7 protein-coding genes and 1 pseudogene are annotated in these 18,079 nt (G+C 75.2%); all 8 read left to right on the top strand.

Annotated features, from left to right (window positions below):
• A pseudogene (locus tag ACFYM6_RS31445) lies at window positions 1–5,910 on the top strand (amino acid adenylation domain-containing protein); the annotation flags it as partial.
• Window positions 5,911–5,980: 70 nt separating this feature from the next.
• The gene (locus ACFYM6_RS31450; protein ID WP_387281106.1) at window positions 5,981–14,932 is read left to right on the top strand and encodes an amino acid adenylation domain-containing protein; all 8,952 of its coding nucleotides are present in this window, start codon (window positions 5,981–5,983) and stop codon (window positions 14,930–14,932) included.
• A complete protein-coding gene (locus tag ACFYM6_RS31455; RefSeq protein ID WP_357441519.1) occupies window positions 14,929–15,162 on the top strand; it encodes an MbtH family protein in 234 nt (77 codons plus the stop codon). Before ACFYM6_RS31450 ends, ACFYM6_RS31455 begins: the two co-directional genes overlap by 4 nt.
• A gap of 9 nt (window positions 15,163–15,171) precedes the next feature.
• A complete protein-coding gene (fabG, locus tag ACFYM6_RS31460) occupies window positions 15,172–15,909 on the top strand; it encodes a 3-oxoacyl-[acyl-carrier-protein] reductase (protein WP_387281107.1) in 738 nt (245 codons plus the stop codon).
• A 73-nt stretch (window positions 15,910–15,982) separates the two neighbouring features.
• Window positions 15,983–16,399 (top strand): 3-hydroxyacyl-ACP dehydratase FabZ family protein, encoded by a 417-nt coding sequence (locus ACFYM6_RS31465; protein WP_387281108.1) that lies wholly within the window; start codon window positions 15,983–15,985, stop codon window positions 16,397–16,399.
• The gene (locus ACFYM6_RS31470; RefSeq protein WP_387281109.1) at window positions 16,392–16,874 is read left to right on the top strand and encodes a 3-hydroxyacyl-ACP dehydratase FabZ family protein; all 483 of its coding nucleotides are present in this window, start codon (window positions 16,392–16,394) and stop codon (window positions 16,872–16,874) included. The genes ACFYM6_RS31465 and ACFYM6_RS31470 overlap by 8 nt, the downstream gene beginning before the upstream one ends.
• A gap of 36 nt (window positions 16,875–16,910) precedes the next feature.
• Entirely contained in the window at window positions 16,911–17,168 is a 258-nt protein-coding gene (locus ACFYM6_RS31475; RefSeq protein WP_073836461.1) for an acyl carrier protein, read from the top strand.
• 78 nt (window positions 17,169–17,246) lie between these two features.
• Window positions 17,247–18,062: an alpha/beta fold hydrolase gene (locus ACFYM6_RS31480; RefSeq protein ID WP_387281110.1), complete on the top strand. Its 816-nt coding sequence runs from the start codon at window positions 17,247–17,249 to the stop codon at window positions 18,060–18,062.
• Window positions 18,063–18,079: the final 17 nt, after the last annotated feature.

An 18,079-nucleotide genomic window follows, 5' to 3' on the forward strand; every position in this document is an offset into this window, starting at 1 on the left:
GTGAAGCAGTCACGCGTCGAGGACATCCTGCCGCTGTCACCGTTGCAGCAGGGACTGCTGTTCCACGCGCTGTACGACGGAGCGGCGTCGGACCTCTACACCGTCCAGTTCGCCCTGGACCTGACCGGTCCGGTCGACGGCGACCGGATGCGCCGCGCGCTCGACGCGATCCTGGCCCGGCACGCCAACCTGCGGGTCGGCATCCGGCAGCGCAAGACCGGGGAGTCGGTCGCCGTGGTGCCGCGCGAGATCGCCCCCGCCTGGCAGGAGCACGACCTGACCGGCCACGCCGCGGCGGACCGGGACGACGAGGTGGCCCGGCTGCTCGCCGCCGACCGGGCCGCCGGGTTCGACCTGGCCCGCCCGCCGCTGCTGCGCGCCGCGCTGATCCGGACCGGACCGGAGCGGTCGAAGCTGGTGCTCACCAACCACCACGTCCTGCTCGACGGCTGGTCGATGCCGCTGCTCGCCCGGGAGTTGTTCGCGCACTACGTCGCCGGCGGGCACGACCGCACCCTGCCACCGGTCACCCCCTACCGCGACTACCTCGGCTGGCTCGACCGGCAGGACCGGGCCGCCGCCGTGCAGGCCTGGCGGGACGCGCTGCGCGGGCTGACCGGGCCGACCCTGCTCGCGCCGGCCGACCCGGCGCGCCCGGCGGCCGCCCCCGAACAGCTCACCGTGGCCCTGCCCGCCGAACTCACCGCCGGGCTGACCGCCGCGGCCCGCAAGCTCGGCGTCACCCTCAACACCGTGGTCCAGGGCACCTGGGCGCTGGTGCTCGGCATCCTCACCGGCGACGACGACCTGGTCTTCGGCGCCACCGTCGCCGGCCGGCCGCCGGAGCTGCCCGGTGTCGAGTCGATGCTCGGCCTGTTCATCAACACGGTGCCGGTGCGGATCCGGCTCGACCCGGCCGAGTCGCTGGCCGGCCTGCTGGCCCGGGTGCAGGACGAGCAGTCGGCGCTGATGGCGCACCAGCACCTCGGCCTCGCCGACATCCGCCGGCTGGCCGGCACCGGCGACGGCGACCTGTTCGACACGCTGACCGTGTTCGAGAACTACCCCCTCGATCCGGCCGCGCTGGACCTGCCCGGCACCCGGCTGCGGGTCACCGCGGTCACCGGGCACGACGCCACGCACTACCCGTTGACCCTGGCCGTGCTGCCCGGAGAACAGCTCACCCTGCGCCTGGACCACCGGCCGGACCTGCTGGACGCGGCGGCCGCCCGGCGCATCGCCGACCGCCTGGTCCGCCTGCTCAGCCAGGTCGTCGACGCGCCGCAGACCCCGGTCGCCGCGCTCGACGTGCTCGACGGCGCCGAGCGCGCCGCCGTGCTCTGCGACTGGGCCGCCGGACCGCCGCCCGTCCCGCCGCGCACCTTCCCCGAACTGTTCGCCGCCCAGGTCACGGCCCAACCGCAGGCGCCGGCCCTGATCGGCGACGACACCATGTCGTACGCCGAACTGGACGCCGCCGCCGACCGGCTGGCCCGGCTGCTCGTCGACCGCGGCGTCGGCCCGGAGCAGGTGGTCGCCCTCGCCCTGCCGCGCAGCCCGGAACTGGTCACCGCCGCGCTCGCGGTGAGCAAGGCCGGCGGCGCCTGGCTGCCGGTCGACCCGGACTACCCGGCGGACCGGATCACGTTCATGCTCACCGACGCCCGGCCGGTGCTGCTGGCCACGCGGACCGGGATCGACCTGCCCGACACCGGCGTGCCCCGGCTGCTGCTCGACGAACCGTCCACCGTGGCGGACTGGGCGGCCCGGCCCACCGGCCCGGTCACCGACGCCGAGCGCACCGCACCGTTGCGGCCCGGGCACCCCGCCTACCTCATCTACACCTCCGGTTCCACCGGCCGGCCGAAGGGGGTGGTGGTCACCCACGCCGGCCTGTCCAGCTTCACCGCCGCGATCGTGGCCGGCTTCGACGTCGACCCGACCAGCCGGGTGCTGCAGTTCTCCTCGCCCAGCTTCGACGCGTCGGTCCTGGAACTCTGCGCCGCCTTCGGCGCCGGGGCGGCGCTGGTCGTACCGCCGCCGGGACCGCTCGTCGGCGACGACCTGGCCGCCGTGCTGACCGGCCAGCAGGTTACCCACGCGCTCATCCCGCCGGCCGCGCTCGCCGGCCTGCCCACCGTGGCGCCGCCGGTGCTGCGCACCCTGGTGGTCGGCGGCGACGCCTGCGGCGAGGACCTGGTCGCCCGGTTCGCCCCCGACCGGCGCATGGTCAACGCGTACGGGCCGACCGAGATCACCGTGGCCGCCACGCTCAGCGCGCCGCTGGTCCCCGGCGCCGGCGCCCCGCCGATCGGCGCCCCGGTCGCCGGTGCCCGCGCCTACGTCCTCGACCGGTTCCTGCGCCCGGTGCCGCCCGGCGTGCCCGGGGAGCTGTACATCGCCGGGGCCGGGCTGGCCCGCGGCTACCTGGACCGGCCGACGCTGACCGCCGAGCGGTTCGTGGCGGACCCGTTCGCCGCCGAGCCCGGCGGCCGGATGTACCGCACCGGCGACCTGGTGCGCTGGCGCGCCGACGGGACGCTGGAGTTCGTCGGCCGGGCCGACGCCCAGGTGAAGATCCGCGGCTTCCGGGTCGAGCCGGGCGAGATCGAGGCGGTGCTGTCCCGCCACCCGGCCGTCGCGCAGGTCGCGGTCATCGCACGGGAGGACCAGCCGGGCGTGAAACGCCTGGTCGGGTACGTGGTCCCGGCCACCGGCGCGCTGGTCGACCCGGCCGCGCTGCGGGCGCACGTCGGCGCCAGCCTGCCCGAGTACATGGTGCCGGCGGCCGTCGTCGGCCTGCCGGCGCTGCCGCTGACCCCAAGCGGGAAGCTGGACCGGCGGGCGCTGCCGGCCCCCGGGTTCACCGGCTGCGCTGGCGGCCGGGCCCCGGCCAACGACCGCGAGACCCTGCTCGCCGAGCTGTTCGCCGAGGTGCTCGGCCTGGACGCGGTGGGCGTCAACGAGAGCTTCTTCGACCTCGGCGGCGACAGCATCGTGTCGATCCAGCTGGTCAGCCGGGCCCGCAAGGCCGGGCTGTCGTTCAGCCCCCGGGACGTCTTCGTGCACCGGACGGTGGCCGGCCTCGCCGCCGCCGCCGCGGACGACGCCGTGCCGGTGCCCACCGACGACGGTACGGGTGAGGTGCCGCTGACCCCGATCGTGCACTGGCTGCGCGAGCGCGGCGGCCCGATCGACGGCTTCCACCAGTCGATGCTGGTGACCAGCCCGGCCGGGCTGCGGCCCGAGCACCTGGTCGCCGCGGTGCAGGCGCTGGTCGACCACCATGACGCGCTGCGGCTGCGGCTGGTTCGCGACGCGGCGGGCGGCTGGCGGCAGCTGATCGGCGCGCGGGGCAGTGTGGCCGCGGCCGAGCTGGTGACCCGGATCGACGCGGCCGGGCTGGACGCCGACGAGCTGCGCGGGCTCGTCGAAGAGCAGAGCAAGGCGGTGCAGGCCCGGCTGGCCCCGGGTGAGGGGCGGGTGCTGCAGGCGCTGTGGTTCGACGCCGGCGCGGACCGGCCCGGCCGGCTGCTGCTGGCCCTGCACCACCTGGTGGTCGACGGGGTTTCCTGGCGGATCCTGCTGCCCGACCTGGCCGCCGCCGCGCAAGCGGTCGCCGCCGGGCGTACCCCCGAACTGGAACCGGTGCGGACCTCGCTGCGCCGCTTCGCGGAGCACCTGGTCGCCGAGGCCGCGCGCCCCGAGCGGACCGCCGAACTGGCCGGCTGGCTGGACCGGCTCGGCGCCGCCGAGGCGCCGCTCGCGGGGCGGCCGCTCGACCCGGCCCGGGACATCGTGGACGCCGGCCGGCTGCTGACCGTCACCCTGCCCGCGGAGCGCACCACGCCGCTGCTGACCCGGGTCCCGGCGGCGTTCCACGGCCGGGTCAACGACGTGCTGCTCACCGCGCTCACCCTCGCGGTCACCCGGTGGCGGCGCCGGCGCGGCAGCCAGGAGGCCGGCCTGCTGGTCGACCTCGAGGGTCACGGCCGGGAGGAACTCGCCGCCGACCTGGACCTGTCCCGGACCGTCGGCTGGTTCACCACCATGTACCCGGTCCGGCTCGACCTCGGCCGGCTCGACCTGGACGAGGCGTTCGCCGGCGGCGCCGCCGCCGGGCGCGCGGTCAAGCGGGTCAAGGAACAGCTCCGCGCCGTGCCCGACAACGGCATCGGGTACGGCCTGCTCCGCTACCTCAACGCCCACACCGCCCGGCAGCTGGCCGACCGGCCGGCCGCGCAGATCGGCTTCAACTACCTCGGCCGGTTCGCCACCGCCGACGGCGGCGACACGGACTGGACGGTGGCCGCCGACGCCCGAGCCCTCGGCGGCGGTGCGGACGGCGCCCTGCCGGTGCCGCACGCCATCGAGGTCAACGCGGTCACCCGGGACCACGCCGACGGTCCCCGGCTGTCGGCGACCTTCTCCTGGCCGCAGACCCTGCTCGGCGAGGCGGACGTCCGCGAGCTGGCCGACGACTGGCTGGCCGCGCTGGACGCCCTGATCGCCCACGCCGCCACCCCCGGCGCCGGCGGGCACACCCCGTCCGACCTGCTGCTGCCCCTGTCGCAGGAGGAGATCGAGGCGATCGAGGCGGCCCAACCGGCCGCCAGCGACCTGCTGCCGCTGTCCACCCTGCAGGAGGGGCTGCTCTTCCACGCCCTGTACGACGGGCCGGACCACGACGTCTACACCGTGCAGCTCTGCTTCGACCTGGCCGGTGAGCTGGACGCGGCAGCCCTGCGCGGTGCCGCCGACGCCCTGCTGGCCCGGCACGCCAACCTGCGGGCCGCGTTCCGCCAGCGCCCGTCCGGCGAGTCGGTGCAGGTCGTGGTGGACGGGCTCCGGGCCGGCTGGCGGGCGCACGACCTGCGGGAGCTGGCCGGCGCGGAGCAGGCCGACCGGGTCCGCGAGCTGCTCGCCGCCGACCGGGCCGAGGGCTTCGACCTGACCCGCCCGCCGCTGCTGCGGTTGACCCTGCTGCGGCTGGCCGACACCGCACACCGGCTGGTGCTCACCAACCACCACATCCTGCTCGACGGCTGGTCGGTGCCGACGCTGATGCGGGAACTGCTGGCCCTGTACGCCGCCGGCGGCGACGACCGGCAGCTGCCCCGGGTGGCGCCCTACCGCGACTACCTGGCCTGGCTCGGCGCGCAGGACCGGGCGACCGCGGAGCGGGCCTGGGCCGAGGCCCTCGCGGGCCTGGCCGAGCCGACCCTGCTCGCCCCGGCCGACCCGGCCCGGGCCCCGGAGCTGCCCGACCGGCTTGTCATCGACCTGCCGGCCGAGCTGACCGCCGACCTGCAGACGCAGGCCCGGCGGCACGGCGTCACCCTCAACACCATCCTGCAGGGCGCCTGGGGGGTGCTGCTCGGCGCGCTGACCGGCCGTGGCGACGTGGTGTTCGGCGGCACGGTCTCCGGCCGCCCGCCGGAGATCGCCGGCGTGGAGACCATGGTCGGGCTCTTCATCAACACCCTGCCGGTCCGGCTGCGGCTGGACCCGGCCGAGCCGGTCGCCCGAATGCTGCTGCGCCTGCAGGACCAGCAGTCCGCGCTGATGGCCCACCAGCACCTGCCGCTGACCGAGGTGCAGCGGCTGGCCGGGCACGGGGAGCTCTTCGACACCCTGGTGGTCTTCGAGAACTACCCCCTCGACCCGAAGCTGCTGACCCTGCCCGGCACCGGACTGCGGCTGACCGGGGTCTCCGGCCGGGACGCCACCCACTACCCGCTCACCGTCACCGCGATCCCCGGCGAGCGGCTGCGGCTGCAGCTGGACCACCGCACCGACCTGTTCCCGGCCGACGCGGCGCAGCGCCTCGCCGACCGGCTGCTGCGGCTGCTCACCACAGTCGCAGCCGACCTGGACACCCCGGTCGGCCGGCTGGACGTCCTCGACCCGGCCGAGCGGCGGCTGGTGCTGGCCGACTGGAACGACACCACCCAGCCCGAGCCGGCGCTGACCGGCGGGGGTGGCCACCCGGTTCGCCGCACAGGCCGCCCGCACCCCGGACCAGGTCGCCGTCCGCGCCGCCGACGGCGCCACGCTGACCTACCGGGAACTCGACACCCGGGCCAACCGGCTGGCCCAGCACCTGGTGGCGCTCGGCGTCGCCGCCGAGGGCCGAGTCGCCCTGCTCCAGGAACGCTCGGTCGACCAGGTGGTGTCGGTGCTGGCCATCCTCAAGGCCGGCGCCGCGTACGTCCCACTGGACCCGCGCTACCCGGCCCACCGGTTGACCCACATCGCCGCCGACACTGCCAGCTCGGTGCTGCTCACCGACCGGGCCATGGCCGGCCTACGGTTCGACCACGACCTGACCGTGGTGACCGTCGACGGCGCCGCCGCCGCCGAGATCGCCACCCGGCCGGACGCCGACCCGGGCCGGCCCGCCCACCCCCGGCAGCTCGCCTACGTCATGTACACCTCCGGGTCGACCGGCACCCCCAAGGGCGTCGCGGTCACCCAGTACGACGTGCTCAGCCTCGCCGCCGACCGATGCTGGCGGACCGACCGGCAGCGCCGGGTGCTGCTGCACTCACCGCTGGCCTTCGACGCCTCGACGTACGAGCTGTGGGTGCCGCTGCTGAACGGCGGGGAACTGGTCGTCGCGCCGCCCGGTGAGCTGAGCATGGACGACCTGCGGGCCGTCCTCACCGGCGGCCAGGTGACCGCGCTGTGGCTGACGGCCGGCCTGTTCCGGCTGCTGGCCGAGGAGACCCCGCAGGCGTTCGCCAAGATCCGTGAGGTCTGGACCGGCGGTGACGTGGTGCCCGCGCCGATGGTGCGCCGGGTGCTGGCCGCCTGCCCGGGCCTCGTGGTCGGCGACGGCTACGGCCCGACCGAGACCACCACGTTCGCCTCGCACCACCTGATGCACGCCGTGGCCGAGGTGCCGGACTCGGTGCCGATCGGCCGGCCGCTGGACAACATGCGGCTGTACGTGCTGGACGACTACCTGCGCCCCACCCCACCCGGGGTGGCCGGTGAGCTGTACATCGCCGGCGCCGGGCTGGCCCGCGGCTACCTGAACCGGCCGCGGCTGACCGCGGAGCGGTTCGTGGCGAACCCGTTCGGCGCCGCCGGCACCGGCGACCTCGGCTCCCGGATGTACCGGACGGGAGACGTGGTCCGCTGGCGGCCCGACGGCAGCCTGGAGTTCGTCGGCCGCGCCGACGAACAGGTGAAGATCCGCGGCTTCCGGATCGAGCTCGGCGAGATCGAGGCGGCGCTGGCCCGCGACCCCGGCCTGGGGCAGGTGGCCGTGGTGGTCCGCGAGGACCGGCCCGGCGACAAGCGGCTGGTCGCCTACGTCGTACCGGCCGCCGACGCGGCGCCGCCGGACCCGGCCACGCTGCGCGCCCACGCCGCCGCGGTGCTGCCGGAATACATGGTCCCGGCCGCCGTGGTAGTGCTGGCCACCCTGCCGCTGACCGGCAACGGCAAGGTGGACCGCCGGGCCCTGCCGACGCCCGACTACGCGGCCGGCTCCACCCGCCGGGCGCCGCGTACCCCGCAGGAGGAGGTGCTCTGCGGGCTCTTCGCCGATGTGCTCGGCCTGCCCGAGGTCGGCATCGAGGACAGCTTCTTCGCCCTGGGCGGCCACTCCCTGCTGGCCACCCGCCTGGTCAGCCGGATCCGTACCGCGCTCGGCGCGGAACTGGCCATCCGGGACCTGTTCGAGTCGCCCACCGTGGCGGGGCTCGCCGCCCGGCTCGGCGGCGCGAAGCAGGCCCGCCGGGCGTTGGCGCCGATGCCCCGCCCGGAGCGGATCCCGCTGTCGTACGCGCAGAACCGGCTCTGGTTCATCAACCGGCTCTCCGGCGCCGACTCCCCGTACAAGATCCCGATCCTGCTGCGGCTGACCGGCGATCTGGACGTGGCCGCGCTGCGCGCCGCGCTGCGCGACGTGCTCCAGCGCCACGAGAGCCTGCGCACGATCTACCCGGACGCGGACGGCGACCCGTACCAGGTGATCCTGACCGCCGACGCGGCCTGCCCGCCGATCACCGTGGAGACCGTCGACCCGGCCGAGGTGCGCGAGCTGATGCTCGCCGAGACCCGGCGCGGGTTCGACCTGGCCGTCGACCCGCCGCTGCGGGCCCGGCTGTTCGACCTCGGCGCCGGCGAGTACTTCCTGCTGCTCGTGCTGCACCACATCGCCGGTGACGGCTGGTCGATGGCCCCACTGGGCCGGGACTTCTCCGCCGCGTACGCCGCGCGGGTCGCCGGGCGGGCACCGGAGTTCCCCCCGCTGCCCGTGCAGTACGCCGACTACGCCCTCTGGCAGCGAGCGGTGCTCGGCGACGAGTCCGACCCGGACAGCGCCATCGCGGAGCAGGTGCGGTTCTGGCGGGACACGCTGGCCGGCGCGCCGGACGAGCTGACCCTGCCGGCCGACCGGCCGCGCCCGCCGGTCGCCAGCCACCAGGGCGGGATGCTCGGCTTCGTCGTCGAACCGGCGCTGCACGAGCGGCTCAACGCGCTGGTGCACGCCACCGGGGCCAGCCTGTTCATGGTGTTCCAGGCGGCCCTGGCCGCGCTGCTCACCCGGCTCGGCGCCGGCACCGACGTGCCGATCGGCAGCCCGATCGCCGGCCGTACCGACGACGCCGTCGACGAGCTGGTCGGCATGTTCGTCAACACGCTGGCGCTGCGCACCGACACCGCCGGCAACCCCACCTTCCGGCAGCTGCTGGACCGGGTCCGCGAGGCCGACCTGGCCGCGTACTCGCACCAGGACACCCCGTTCGAGCGGCTGGTCGAGGTGCTCAACCCGCCCCGGTCGATGGCCCGCAACCCGCTGTTCCAGGTCATGCTGGTGCTGCAGAACAACGCCACGGTGGACCTGGACCTGCCCGGCCTGCGGGTCGTGGTGGACAACGTCGGGGCGCACGCCGCCCAGTTCGACCTGTCCATCGACCTCACCGAACGGCCGGCGGGCGCCGGCGGCATCGACGGCCGGCTGGACTACAGCCGCGACCTGTTCGACGAGATCACCGCCGAGCGGATCCTCGCCGGGTTCCTCCGCATGCTGGAGGCCGCCGTCGCCACCCCGGACGCGCCGATCGGCGCCGTCGACGTGGTCGGCCCGGCCGAACGGCAGCGGATGCTCGTCGACTGGAACGCCACCGGCCGGCCGGTGCCCGGCGAGGACCCGGTGACCCTGATCCGGGCGGTGGCCGCCGCGCGGCCCGACGCGGTCGCGGTGACCGACCCGCGGCAGACCCTCACCTACGCCGGGCTGATCGCCCGCGCCGACGAGCTGGCCGCCCGGCTGCGCGCCGCCGGCACCGGGCGGGGCGCCCTGGTCGCGCTGCTGACCGACCGGGGCGCCGACGCGATCACCGGGGTGCTGGCCGCGCTCACCGCCGACGGCGCCTACCTGCCGCTGGACCCGCGCTCGCCAGTGGCCCGCAACGCTGACCTACTGGTCGACAGCGGCACCCGCTGGCTGCTGGTCGACCAGGCGCACGAGGCGCTGGCCGCCGCGCTGGTCGCCGCCGCCGGTGTCCCGGTCACCGTCCTGCCGCTGGCCCAGGCCGGCCCGCCGGTCGGGTCCGCGCCGCTGGCCGCCGGCCTGGCCGACCTGGCGTACGTCATCTTCACCTCCGGCTCCACCGGCCGGCCCAAGGGCGCCATGGTGCACCGGCGGGGGATGCTCAACCACCTGCTGGCCAAGGTGGAGGACCTGGACCTCACCGAGGCGGACGTGGTGGTGCAGAACGCCGCGCTCACCTTCGACGTCTCGGTCTGGCAGATGCTCTCCTCGCTGCTCACCGGCGGCAGCGTCGACGTGGTCGACGACGACACCGCGCTGGACCCGGGCGCCCTGTTCGGCCGGGTCCAGCGGCACGGGGTGACCATCCTCGAGGTGGTGCCGTCGCTGCTGCGCACCGCGCTGGACGCCTGGGACGCCGGCGCCCCGGTGCCCGAGCTGCCGAAGCTGCGCTGGCTGCTGGTCACCGGCGAGGCGCTGCCGCCGCAGCTGTGCCACCGCTGGCTGGCCCGGTTCCCGCAGATCCCGCTGCTCAACGCGTACGGGCCGACCGAGTGCTCCGACGACGTGACGCACGCGGTCATCGCCACCCCGGCCGACGCCGACGCGGACCGGGTGCCGATCGGCCGGGCCATCCGCAACACCCAGCTCTACGTGCTCGACGCCAACCTGCAGCCGGTGCCGCCCGGCGTGCCGGGCGAGCTGTGCGTCGGCGGCGTCGGGGTCGGCTTCGGCTACCTGGGCGACCCGCGCCGCACCGCCGCGGTGTTCGTCGCCGACCCGTTCACCGATCGGCCCGGCGCCCGCCTCTACCGCACCGGTGACCGGGTCCGCTACCGCCCGGACGGGCAGCTGGAGTTCCTGGGCCGCAACGACGACCAGGTCAAGATCCGTGGCCAGCGGATCGAGCTGGGCGAGGTCGAGGCGGCGCTGCGGGCCGCAGCCGGGGTGACCGCCGCCGCCGTGGCGGTGAACACCGACCCGGCCGGCACCAACCGCCTCGTCGGATACGTCGTCGGTGACACCGACCCGGAGGCGGTCCGCGACCACGTGGCCGCCCGGCTGCCGGACGCCATGGTGCCCTCGGTGGTGGTCCGGCTGGACGCGCTGCCGCTGAGCGCCAACGGCAAGGTCGACCGCAAGGCGCTGCCCGCGGTGGACTTCGGCTCGGCCGGTGGGCGGGCCGCCCGCACCCCGCAGGAGGAGCTGCTCTGCGGCGTCTTCGCCGACGTGCTCGGGGTGGCCCGGGTCGGCGTGGACGACGACTTCTTCGCCCTCGGCGGCCACTCGCTGCTGGCCACCCGGATCGTCAACCGGATCCGCGCGGTCTTCGGCGTGGAGCTGCCGATCCGGGCGGTCTTCGAGACCCCGACCGTCGCCGGCCTCGCCGCGCGGCTGCTGGCCGGCGGGGAGAGCCGCCCGCCGCTGCGCCCCGGGCCGCGCCCGGAGCTGGTGCCGGTGTCCTACGCCCAGCGGCGGCTGTGGTTCCTCAACCGCTTCGACGACTCCGACGTCAGCTACAACGTGCCGCTGGCGCTGCGGCTGCACGGCGACCTGGACCGGGCCGCGCTGCACGCCGCGCTGGCCGACGTGACGGCCCGGCACGAGACGCTGCGCACCGTCTTCGTCGAGGTCGACGGCGAGCCGTACCAGCAGGTCCTCGACCCGGCGGCGGCGGTGCCCACGCTGGCCGAGCACGACGTCACCGAGGCGGACCTGCCCGCCGCGCTGGCCGCCGCGATCGGGCACCGGTTCGACCTGGCCGGCGAGCCGCCGCTGCGCGCCGATCTGTTCCGGCTCGCCGACGACGAGCACGTCCTGCTGCTGCTGATGCACCACATCGCCAGCGACGGGCAGTCGGCCGGGCCGCTCTCGGCCGAACTGGCCGCCGCGTACACCGCCCGCCGGGCCGGCCGGGCGCCCGACCTGCCCGCCCTGCCGGTCCAGTACGCGGACTTCGCGCTCTGGCAGCGCCACGTGCTGGGCGCGGAGACCGACCCGCGCAGCCTGGTCAGCCGGCAGACCGGCTACTGGGCGCAGACCCTCGCCGGGCTGCCCGAGCAGCTGGAGCTGCCGGTCGACCGGCCCCGCCCGGCGGTGTCCAGCCGGCGCGGCGGCAGCGTCACCTTCGAGGTGCCGGCCGACCTGCACGCCCGGCTGACCGACCTGGCCCGGCAGCGACAGGCGAGCCTGTTCATGGTGGCCCAGGCCGCCCTGGCCGCCCTGCTCACCCGGCTCGGCGCGGGGGAGGACGTGCCGCTGGGCACCCCGATCGCCGGCCGGGTCGACGAGGCCGTCGACGGGCTGATCGGCTTCTTCGTCAACACGCTGGTGCTGCGCACCGACACCTCCGGCGACCCGACCTTCGGCGAACTGCTGGACCGGGTCCGGGCCACCGACCTGGCCGCGTACGCCCACGCGGACGTGCCGTTCGAGCGGCTGGTCGAGGTGCTGAACCCGGCCCGGTCGGTGGCCCGCCACCCGCTGTTCCAGGTCGTCCTGGCGGTGCACAACCACGCCCGCCTCGACGTGACGCTGCCCGGCCTGACCGTGTCCGGGCTGCCGGCCGGCACCGGCGGGGCCAAGTTCGACCTGAACGTCAGCCTCGCCGAGCAGCTGGACGACGCCGGCGCCCCGGCCGGGCTGGCCGGCCGGATCGAGTACAGCGCCGACCTGTTCGACCACGGCACCGTCGAGCGGATCGCCGACCGGCTGCGCACCATGCTCGCCGCGCTCGCCGCCGACCCGGACCAGCCGATCGGCGCGGTGGACCTGCTCACCGGGCCGGAACGCGAGCAGGTGCTGGTGACCTGGAACGACACCGCCGCCCCGGTGCCGGCGGCCACCCTGCCGCAGCTGTTCGCCGCGCAGGTCGCCCGTAACCCGGACGCGCCGGCCCTGGTCGACGCGGACACCGAGCTGAGCTACGCCGAGCTGGACGCGTACAGCAACCGGCTGGCCCGGCTGCTGATCGCGCGGGGCGTCGGTCCGGAGCGGTTCGTCGCGGTGGCCCTGCCCCGCTCGGCCCGGCTGGTCGGCTGGCTGCTCGCGGTGCTCAAGGCCGGCGGCGCGTACGTGCCGGTCGACCCGGCCTACCCGGCGGACCGGATCGCCTTCATGCTCGCCGACACCGCGCCCGCGTTGCTGCTCACCGACGCGGCCACGGCCGCCGAGCTGCCGGCGGGCGGGGTGCCGCGGCTGCTGGTGGAGGAGTGCGACCCGGACGGCTTCGCCGCCGAGCCGGTCACCGACGCCGATCGGGCCGCCCCGCTGCGGCTGACCAACCCGGCGTACGTCATCTACACCTCCGGCTCGACCGGCCGGCCGAAGGGGGTGGTGATCGAGCACCGCTCGCTCACCGACTACCTCACCTTCGCCGGCGGCGACTACCAGGGCGTACGCGGCAGCGCGCTGCTGCACTCGTCGATCTCGTTCGACCTGAGCGTCACCGGCATGTGGGTGCCGCTGACCGTCGGCGGCACGGTGCACGTCGCCGGCCTGGACGACGACCCCGCGACCCGGGAACGGCTGGGCCGGCAGGCCTGCACCTTCCTGAAGGCCACGCCGAGCCACCTGCCGCTGCTGGCCGCGCTGCCGGACGACTACGCCCCGACCGCCGAGCTGCTGCTCGGTGGGGAGCTGCTGCTCGGCGAGGTGGTCGACGAGTGGCGCCGGGAGCACCCGGGCGTGGCGGTGTACAACATGTACGGCCCGACCGAGACCACGGTCAACTGCACCGAGTACCGGATCGCACCGGGGGCGGTGATCCCGCCCGGCCCGCTGCCGATCGGCGGCCCGCTGGCCAACACCCGGCTGTACGTGCTCGACGCCCGGCTGCGGCCGGTTCCGCCCGGCGTGCCCGGTGAGCTGTACGTCGCCGGTGGCGGCCTGGCCCGCGGCTACCTGGCCCGGCCTGGCCAGACCGCCGGGAAGTTCGTGGCCGACCCGTTCGGCGCGCCCGGCACCCGGATGTACCGCACCGGCGACATCGTGCGGTGGACCGACACCGGCGAACTGATGTTCCTGCGCCGGGTCGACGACCAGGTCAAGCTGCGCGGGTTCCGGATCGAGCTGGGCGAGATCGAGGCGGTGCTGGCCGGCCACGACGACGTGGCCCGCTGCGCGGTGATCGTCCGCGAGGACCGCCCCGGCGACCAGCGGCTGGTCGGGTACGTCGTACCGGCCCCCGGCCGGAGTCCGCAGCCGGCCGAGCTGCGCGCCACGGTCGCCGCGGCGATGCCGGAGTACCTGGTGCCGGCGGCCGTGGTGGTGCTGGACGAGCTGCCGCTGACCCCGAACGGAAAGCTGAGCCGGGGTGCCCTGCCGGTGCCGGACGCGGCCGAGACGGGCGCCGGCGCGCAGCGGCGCGCACCGCGCAGCCACCGGGAGCGGGTGCTGTGCGGGCTGTTCGCCGAGGTGCTCGGCGTACCCGAGGTGGGCATCGACGATGCCTTCTTCGACCTGGGCGGGCACTCGCTGCTGGCCACCCGGCTGATCAGCCGGGTCCGCGCCACCTTCGAGGTGGACCTGGCCCTGCGTACGCTGTTCGAGGCGCCGACGGTGGCCGAGCTGGCCGACCGGCTCGACACCGCCGACGACGACGGCCGCAGCGCTTTCGACGTGCTGCTGCCGCTGCGCCGGCACGGCGCCCGGCCGCCGCTGTTCTGCGTCCACCCGGCCAGTGGCTTCAGCTGGGCCTACTCCGGCCTGATGGGGCACCTCACCGACCGGCCGATCTACGGTCTGCAGTCGCGGGGCCTGGCCGAGCGCGCCGAGCTGCCGGGCAGCGTCGGGCAGATCGCCGAGGAATACCTGGCCCGGATCCGGGAGGTCCAGCCGGTCGGCCCGTACCACCTGCTGGGCTGGTCGTTCGGCGGGCTGATCGCGCACGAGATCGCCGCCCGGCTGCGGGCCGGCGGTGAGCAGGTGGCGCTGCTGGCGCTGCTGGACTCGTTCCCGAAGACCGAGGCGGAGCGGGCCGAGCCGGGCATCCTCAACCGGGCCGAGTTCCTGGCCGGGATGCTGCAGCTGGCCGGCTACCCGGCCGACGCCGCCGCCGCGCAGGTCGACGAGGAGCACGTCGCCGAGCTGCTCAGCCGCAACGAGGGGGTGCTCGGCCGGCTGGAGGCCCGGCACATCACGGCCCTGTACGAGGTGTTCGCCAACAACTCCCGGCTGGCCCGGGAGCACCGCCCGGGGCACGTCGACCTCGACGCGCTGCTGTTCGTCGCCACCCGCGACCGGGCACCCGGGGCGGACCCGCGGGCCGCCTGGCGGCCACACCTGTCCGGCGGCGTGCGGACGCACGACGTCGACTGCCAGCACAACGACATGACCCAGCCGGAACCCCTGGCCGCCATCGGCCGGGTACTGGCCGAGCGGCTGAGCGCGATCGACACCGAGCGAGAGGGAGAAACGCGATGAGCAGCAACCCGTTCGAGAACGAGGAGGGCCGGTACGTGGTGCTGGTCAACGACGAGGGGCAGCACTCGCTGTGGCCGTCGTTCGTGCCGGTGCCCGACGGCTGGCACACCGCCTTCGGCGACGACAGCCGGCAGGCCTGCCTCGACTACGTCGAGCGCGAGTGGACCGACATGCGCCCGAAGAGCCTGATCGCCGCGATGGCCGCCGACGGCGCCGCCGCGGCCCGCTAGGAGGACCGGATGGAGCAGCGCACCGCGCTGGTCACCGGCGGCTCGCGCGGCATCGGCCGCGCGGTGGCGCTGCGGCTGGCCGAGGACGGGTACGACGTGGCGTTCTGCTACCGCAGCGGCGGTGAGGCGGCGGCGGAGACGGCCGACGCGATCAAGCAGCGGGGGGTGCGCTGCTTCCACGCCCCCTGCGACGTGGCCGACCCGGACGCGGTGACCGAGTTCGTCGCCGCCGCCGAGGCGGACCTCGGGCCGGTGGAGGTGCTGGTCAATAGCGCCGGCATCGTCCGGGACAAGCCGTTGGTGCTGATGCCGTTCGCCGACTGGGCGGCGGTGCTGGACACCAACCTCACCGGCACCTTCAACTTCTGCCGGACCGTGGTGTTCGGCTTCATGAAGCGCAAGCGCGGCACCGTGATCAACATGTCCTCGGTGGCCGGGGTGTACGGCAACGCCACCCAGGCCAACTACTCGGCCAGCAAGGGCGGGATCAACGCGATGAGCCGCGCGCTGGCCAAGGAGCTGGGCCCGTACGGGGTGCGGGTGAACGTGGTGGCGCCCGGGTTCATCGAGACGGACATGACCGCCGCGCTGTCTGAGAAGGCCCGGGCGAAGGCGGTCGGCATGATCCCGCTGCGCCGGCTCGGCCAGCCGGCCGACGTCGCCGAGCTGGTGTCCTTCCTGGCCTCCGACCGGGCCGGGTACGTCACCGGCCAGGTGCTGCAGGTCGACGGCGGGATCGTGCTCTGACGACCCGAGCCGACCTTAAGCCGGCCTCGAGCCGACACCGGTGCAATGCGGACAGCGAATGGAGAGGAGGGCCATGAGCCGCAGTTTCGCCGCCCCACTGGACGCGGTCGACCAGATGGAACAGAACGCCGATGGCATCACGGCGACCAAGCGGATCGTGGCCACCGACCCGTACCTGGTGGGCCACTACCCCGGTTTCCCCATCTACCCCGGGGTGTTCACCGTGGAGACGGTCCACCAGGCGGCCCGCCGGGCCGTCGAGGCCAGCCGCGGCCCGGATGTCCGGGTGGAGCTGGCCGCGGTGCGGTCGGTGCGGTTCAAGGCGCCGCTGCTGCCCGGTGACGTGCTCACCGTGAGCTGCCAGCTGCGCGACGACCCGGACGACCCGCGCCGGGTCCGGGTGGTCGCCGACTGCCGCCGCGGCGACGGCGCGGCCAGCGCCAAGGTCACCCTGGAGCTGCGCGTGCGGTCGGGGGCGACCGATGCTTGAGTACGCCGACCTCACCGCGATCCTGCCGCACCGGCACCCGATCCTGCAGGTGGACCGGGTCCTCGAGGTGGAGCCCGGGCGGCGCATCGTGGCGACCAAGGCGGTCACCGGCACCGAGCCGTGTTTCGCCGGTCTCGCCGAGGGACTGCCGCAGTCCGCGTACGCCTATCCGGCGGCGCTGATCGTGGAGTCGCTCGGCCAGGCCGGGGCGGTGCTCTGGCTGCTCTCCGCCCGGGCCGCCGGCGAGACGCCGAAGGGCACCCTCGTCTTCGGCGCGGCCCGGGACTTCGAGTTCCTCGGTGCCGCGTACCCGGGCGACGTCCTGCGCCACGAGGTGGTGGTGGAGTCGCTCAAACCCAACAGCGCGGTCATGCGCGGCGAGACCTGGGTCGGTGAGCGGCGGATCGCCGTCGTCGGCTCGATGCTCGCGGTCGCCCGGCCGGACACCGAACTGGCCGCCGGGCCGACCGGCTGAGCCAACCAGTCACACCAGAGAAGGGAAGGCAGCACGATGACCCAGGTCATGAGCAACCGGATGAACGAGTTGCGCGAGATCGTCGCCGAGGTGCTCGAGGTGGAGCCCGAGGAGATCACCGAGACCAGCCACTTCGTCGACGACCACGAGGCGGACTCGCTGCGGGCGATCGAGATCCTGGCCCGGCTGGAGAAGATGTACAAGATCGAGATCCCGCAGACCGAGCTGCCCAAGATGGAGAACCTGCGCGCCGTCTACGACGTCGTCAAGCAGTACGCCGGCTGGCAGGACTGACCCACATGACCGCCCCGGTCCCGCCGCGGGCAGCCACCGCCTGGTGGCCCCGCGGCGGGCGAGGCTCGGAGGTACGCCGTGACCTGGTATCCCGTCGTCGAGGCCGAGTGCCACGGCGAACGCCTTGCCGTGCACCGCGGTCCGGGCAGCGGCCCGGCGCTGGTGCTCGCGCACGGCATGGAGGACTCCTGGCACACCTGGCAGCCGTTCCTCGACGCGCTGGGCGCTGACCCCCCCTTCACTCCCTACGCCCTCGACCTGCCGTGGCGCGCCGGCGCCGAGTACGGCTGGGTGCACCGCACCAGCCCCGCAACGCTGCTGCGGCACGCCCTGGACCTGCTCCCCGAACCGCCCGCCCTGCTGGTGGGCCACTCGTTCGGGGCGAACGCGGTGCTGGAACTCCTCGCCGCGGCGGACCGGCCCGCGACGGACGGTGTCGTGCTGCTCGCCCCGTACTTCCGGTCCCCCGACGACCCGGTCAGCTGGCAGCTCTTCGACCGGGAACTCGCCCGGTTCCGCGCCGTGATCGGCGAGGGACTCCGGCTCCGGCTGGGCCGGCGGCGGCACACCCTGGACCCGGACCTGGTCGACACCATGGTCGCGAAGGCCCTCGACCGGGTCGGCCCGCTCGGCTTCGTCGCCCTGCTCCGCCAGTTCATCACCACCGCCGATCTCGGTCTCGACACCGTCACGGTGCCCACCCTGGTGGTCACCGGCGCGCTCGACCCGGCCCTCGCCGGCGCCCGCACCGAGGCGCTCCGCCGGGCGATGCCGGTGGCGTCCGTGCACACCAGGTCCGACGGCGGTCACTTCTGCCACCTGAGGCAGGCCGCCGCGGTGACCGCGGAGATCCGGCGGTTCCTCGCGGCGCTGCCCACCCCGACCGTCGCCTGATCCCGAGGAGACCCCCC

Source organism: Micromonospora sp. NPDC006431 (genome assembly GCF_042870725.1).
Lineage (GTDB): Bacteria > Actinomycetota > Actinomycetes > Mycobacteriales > Micromonosporaceae > Micromonospora.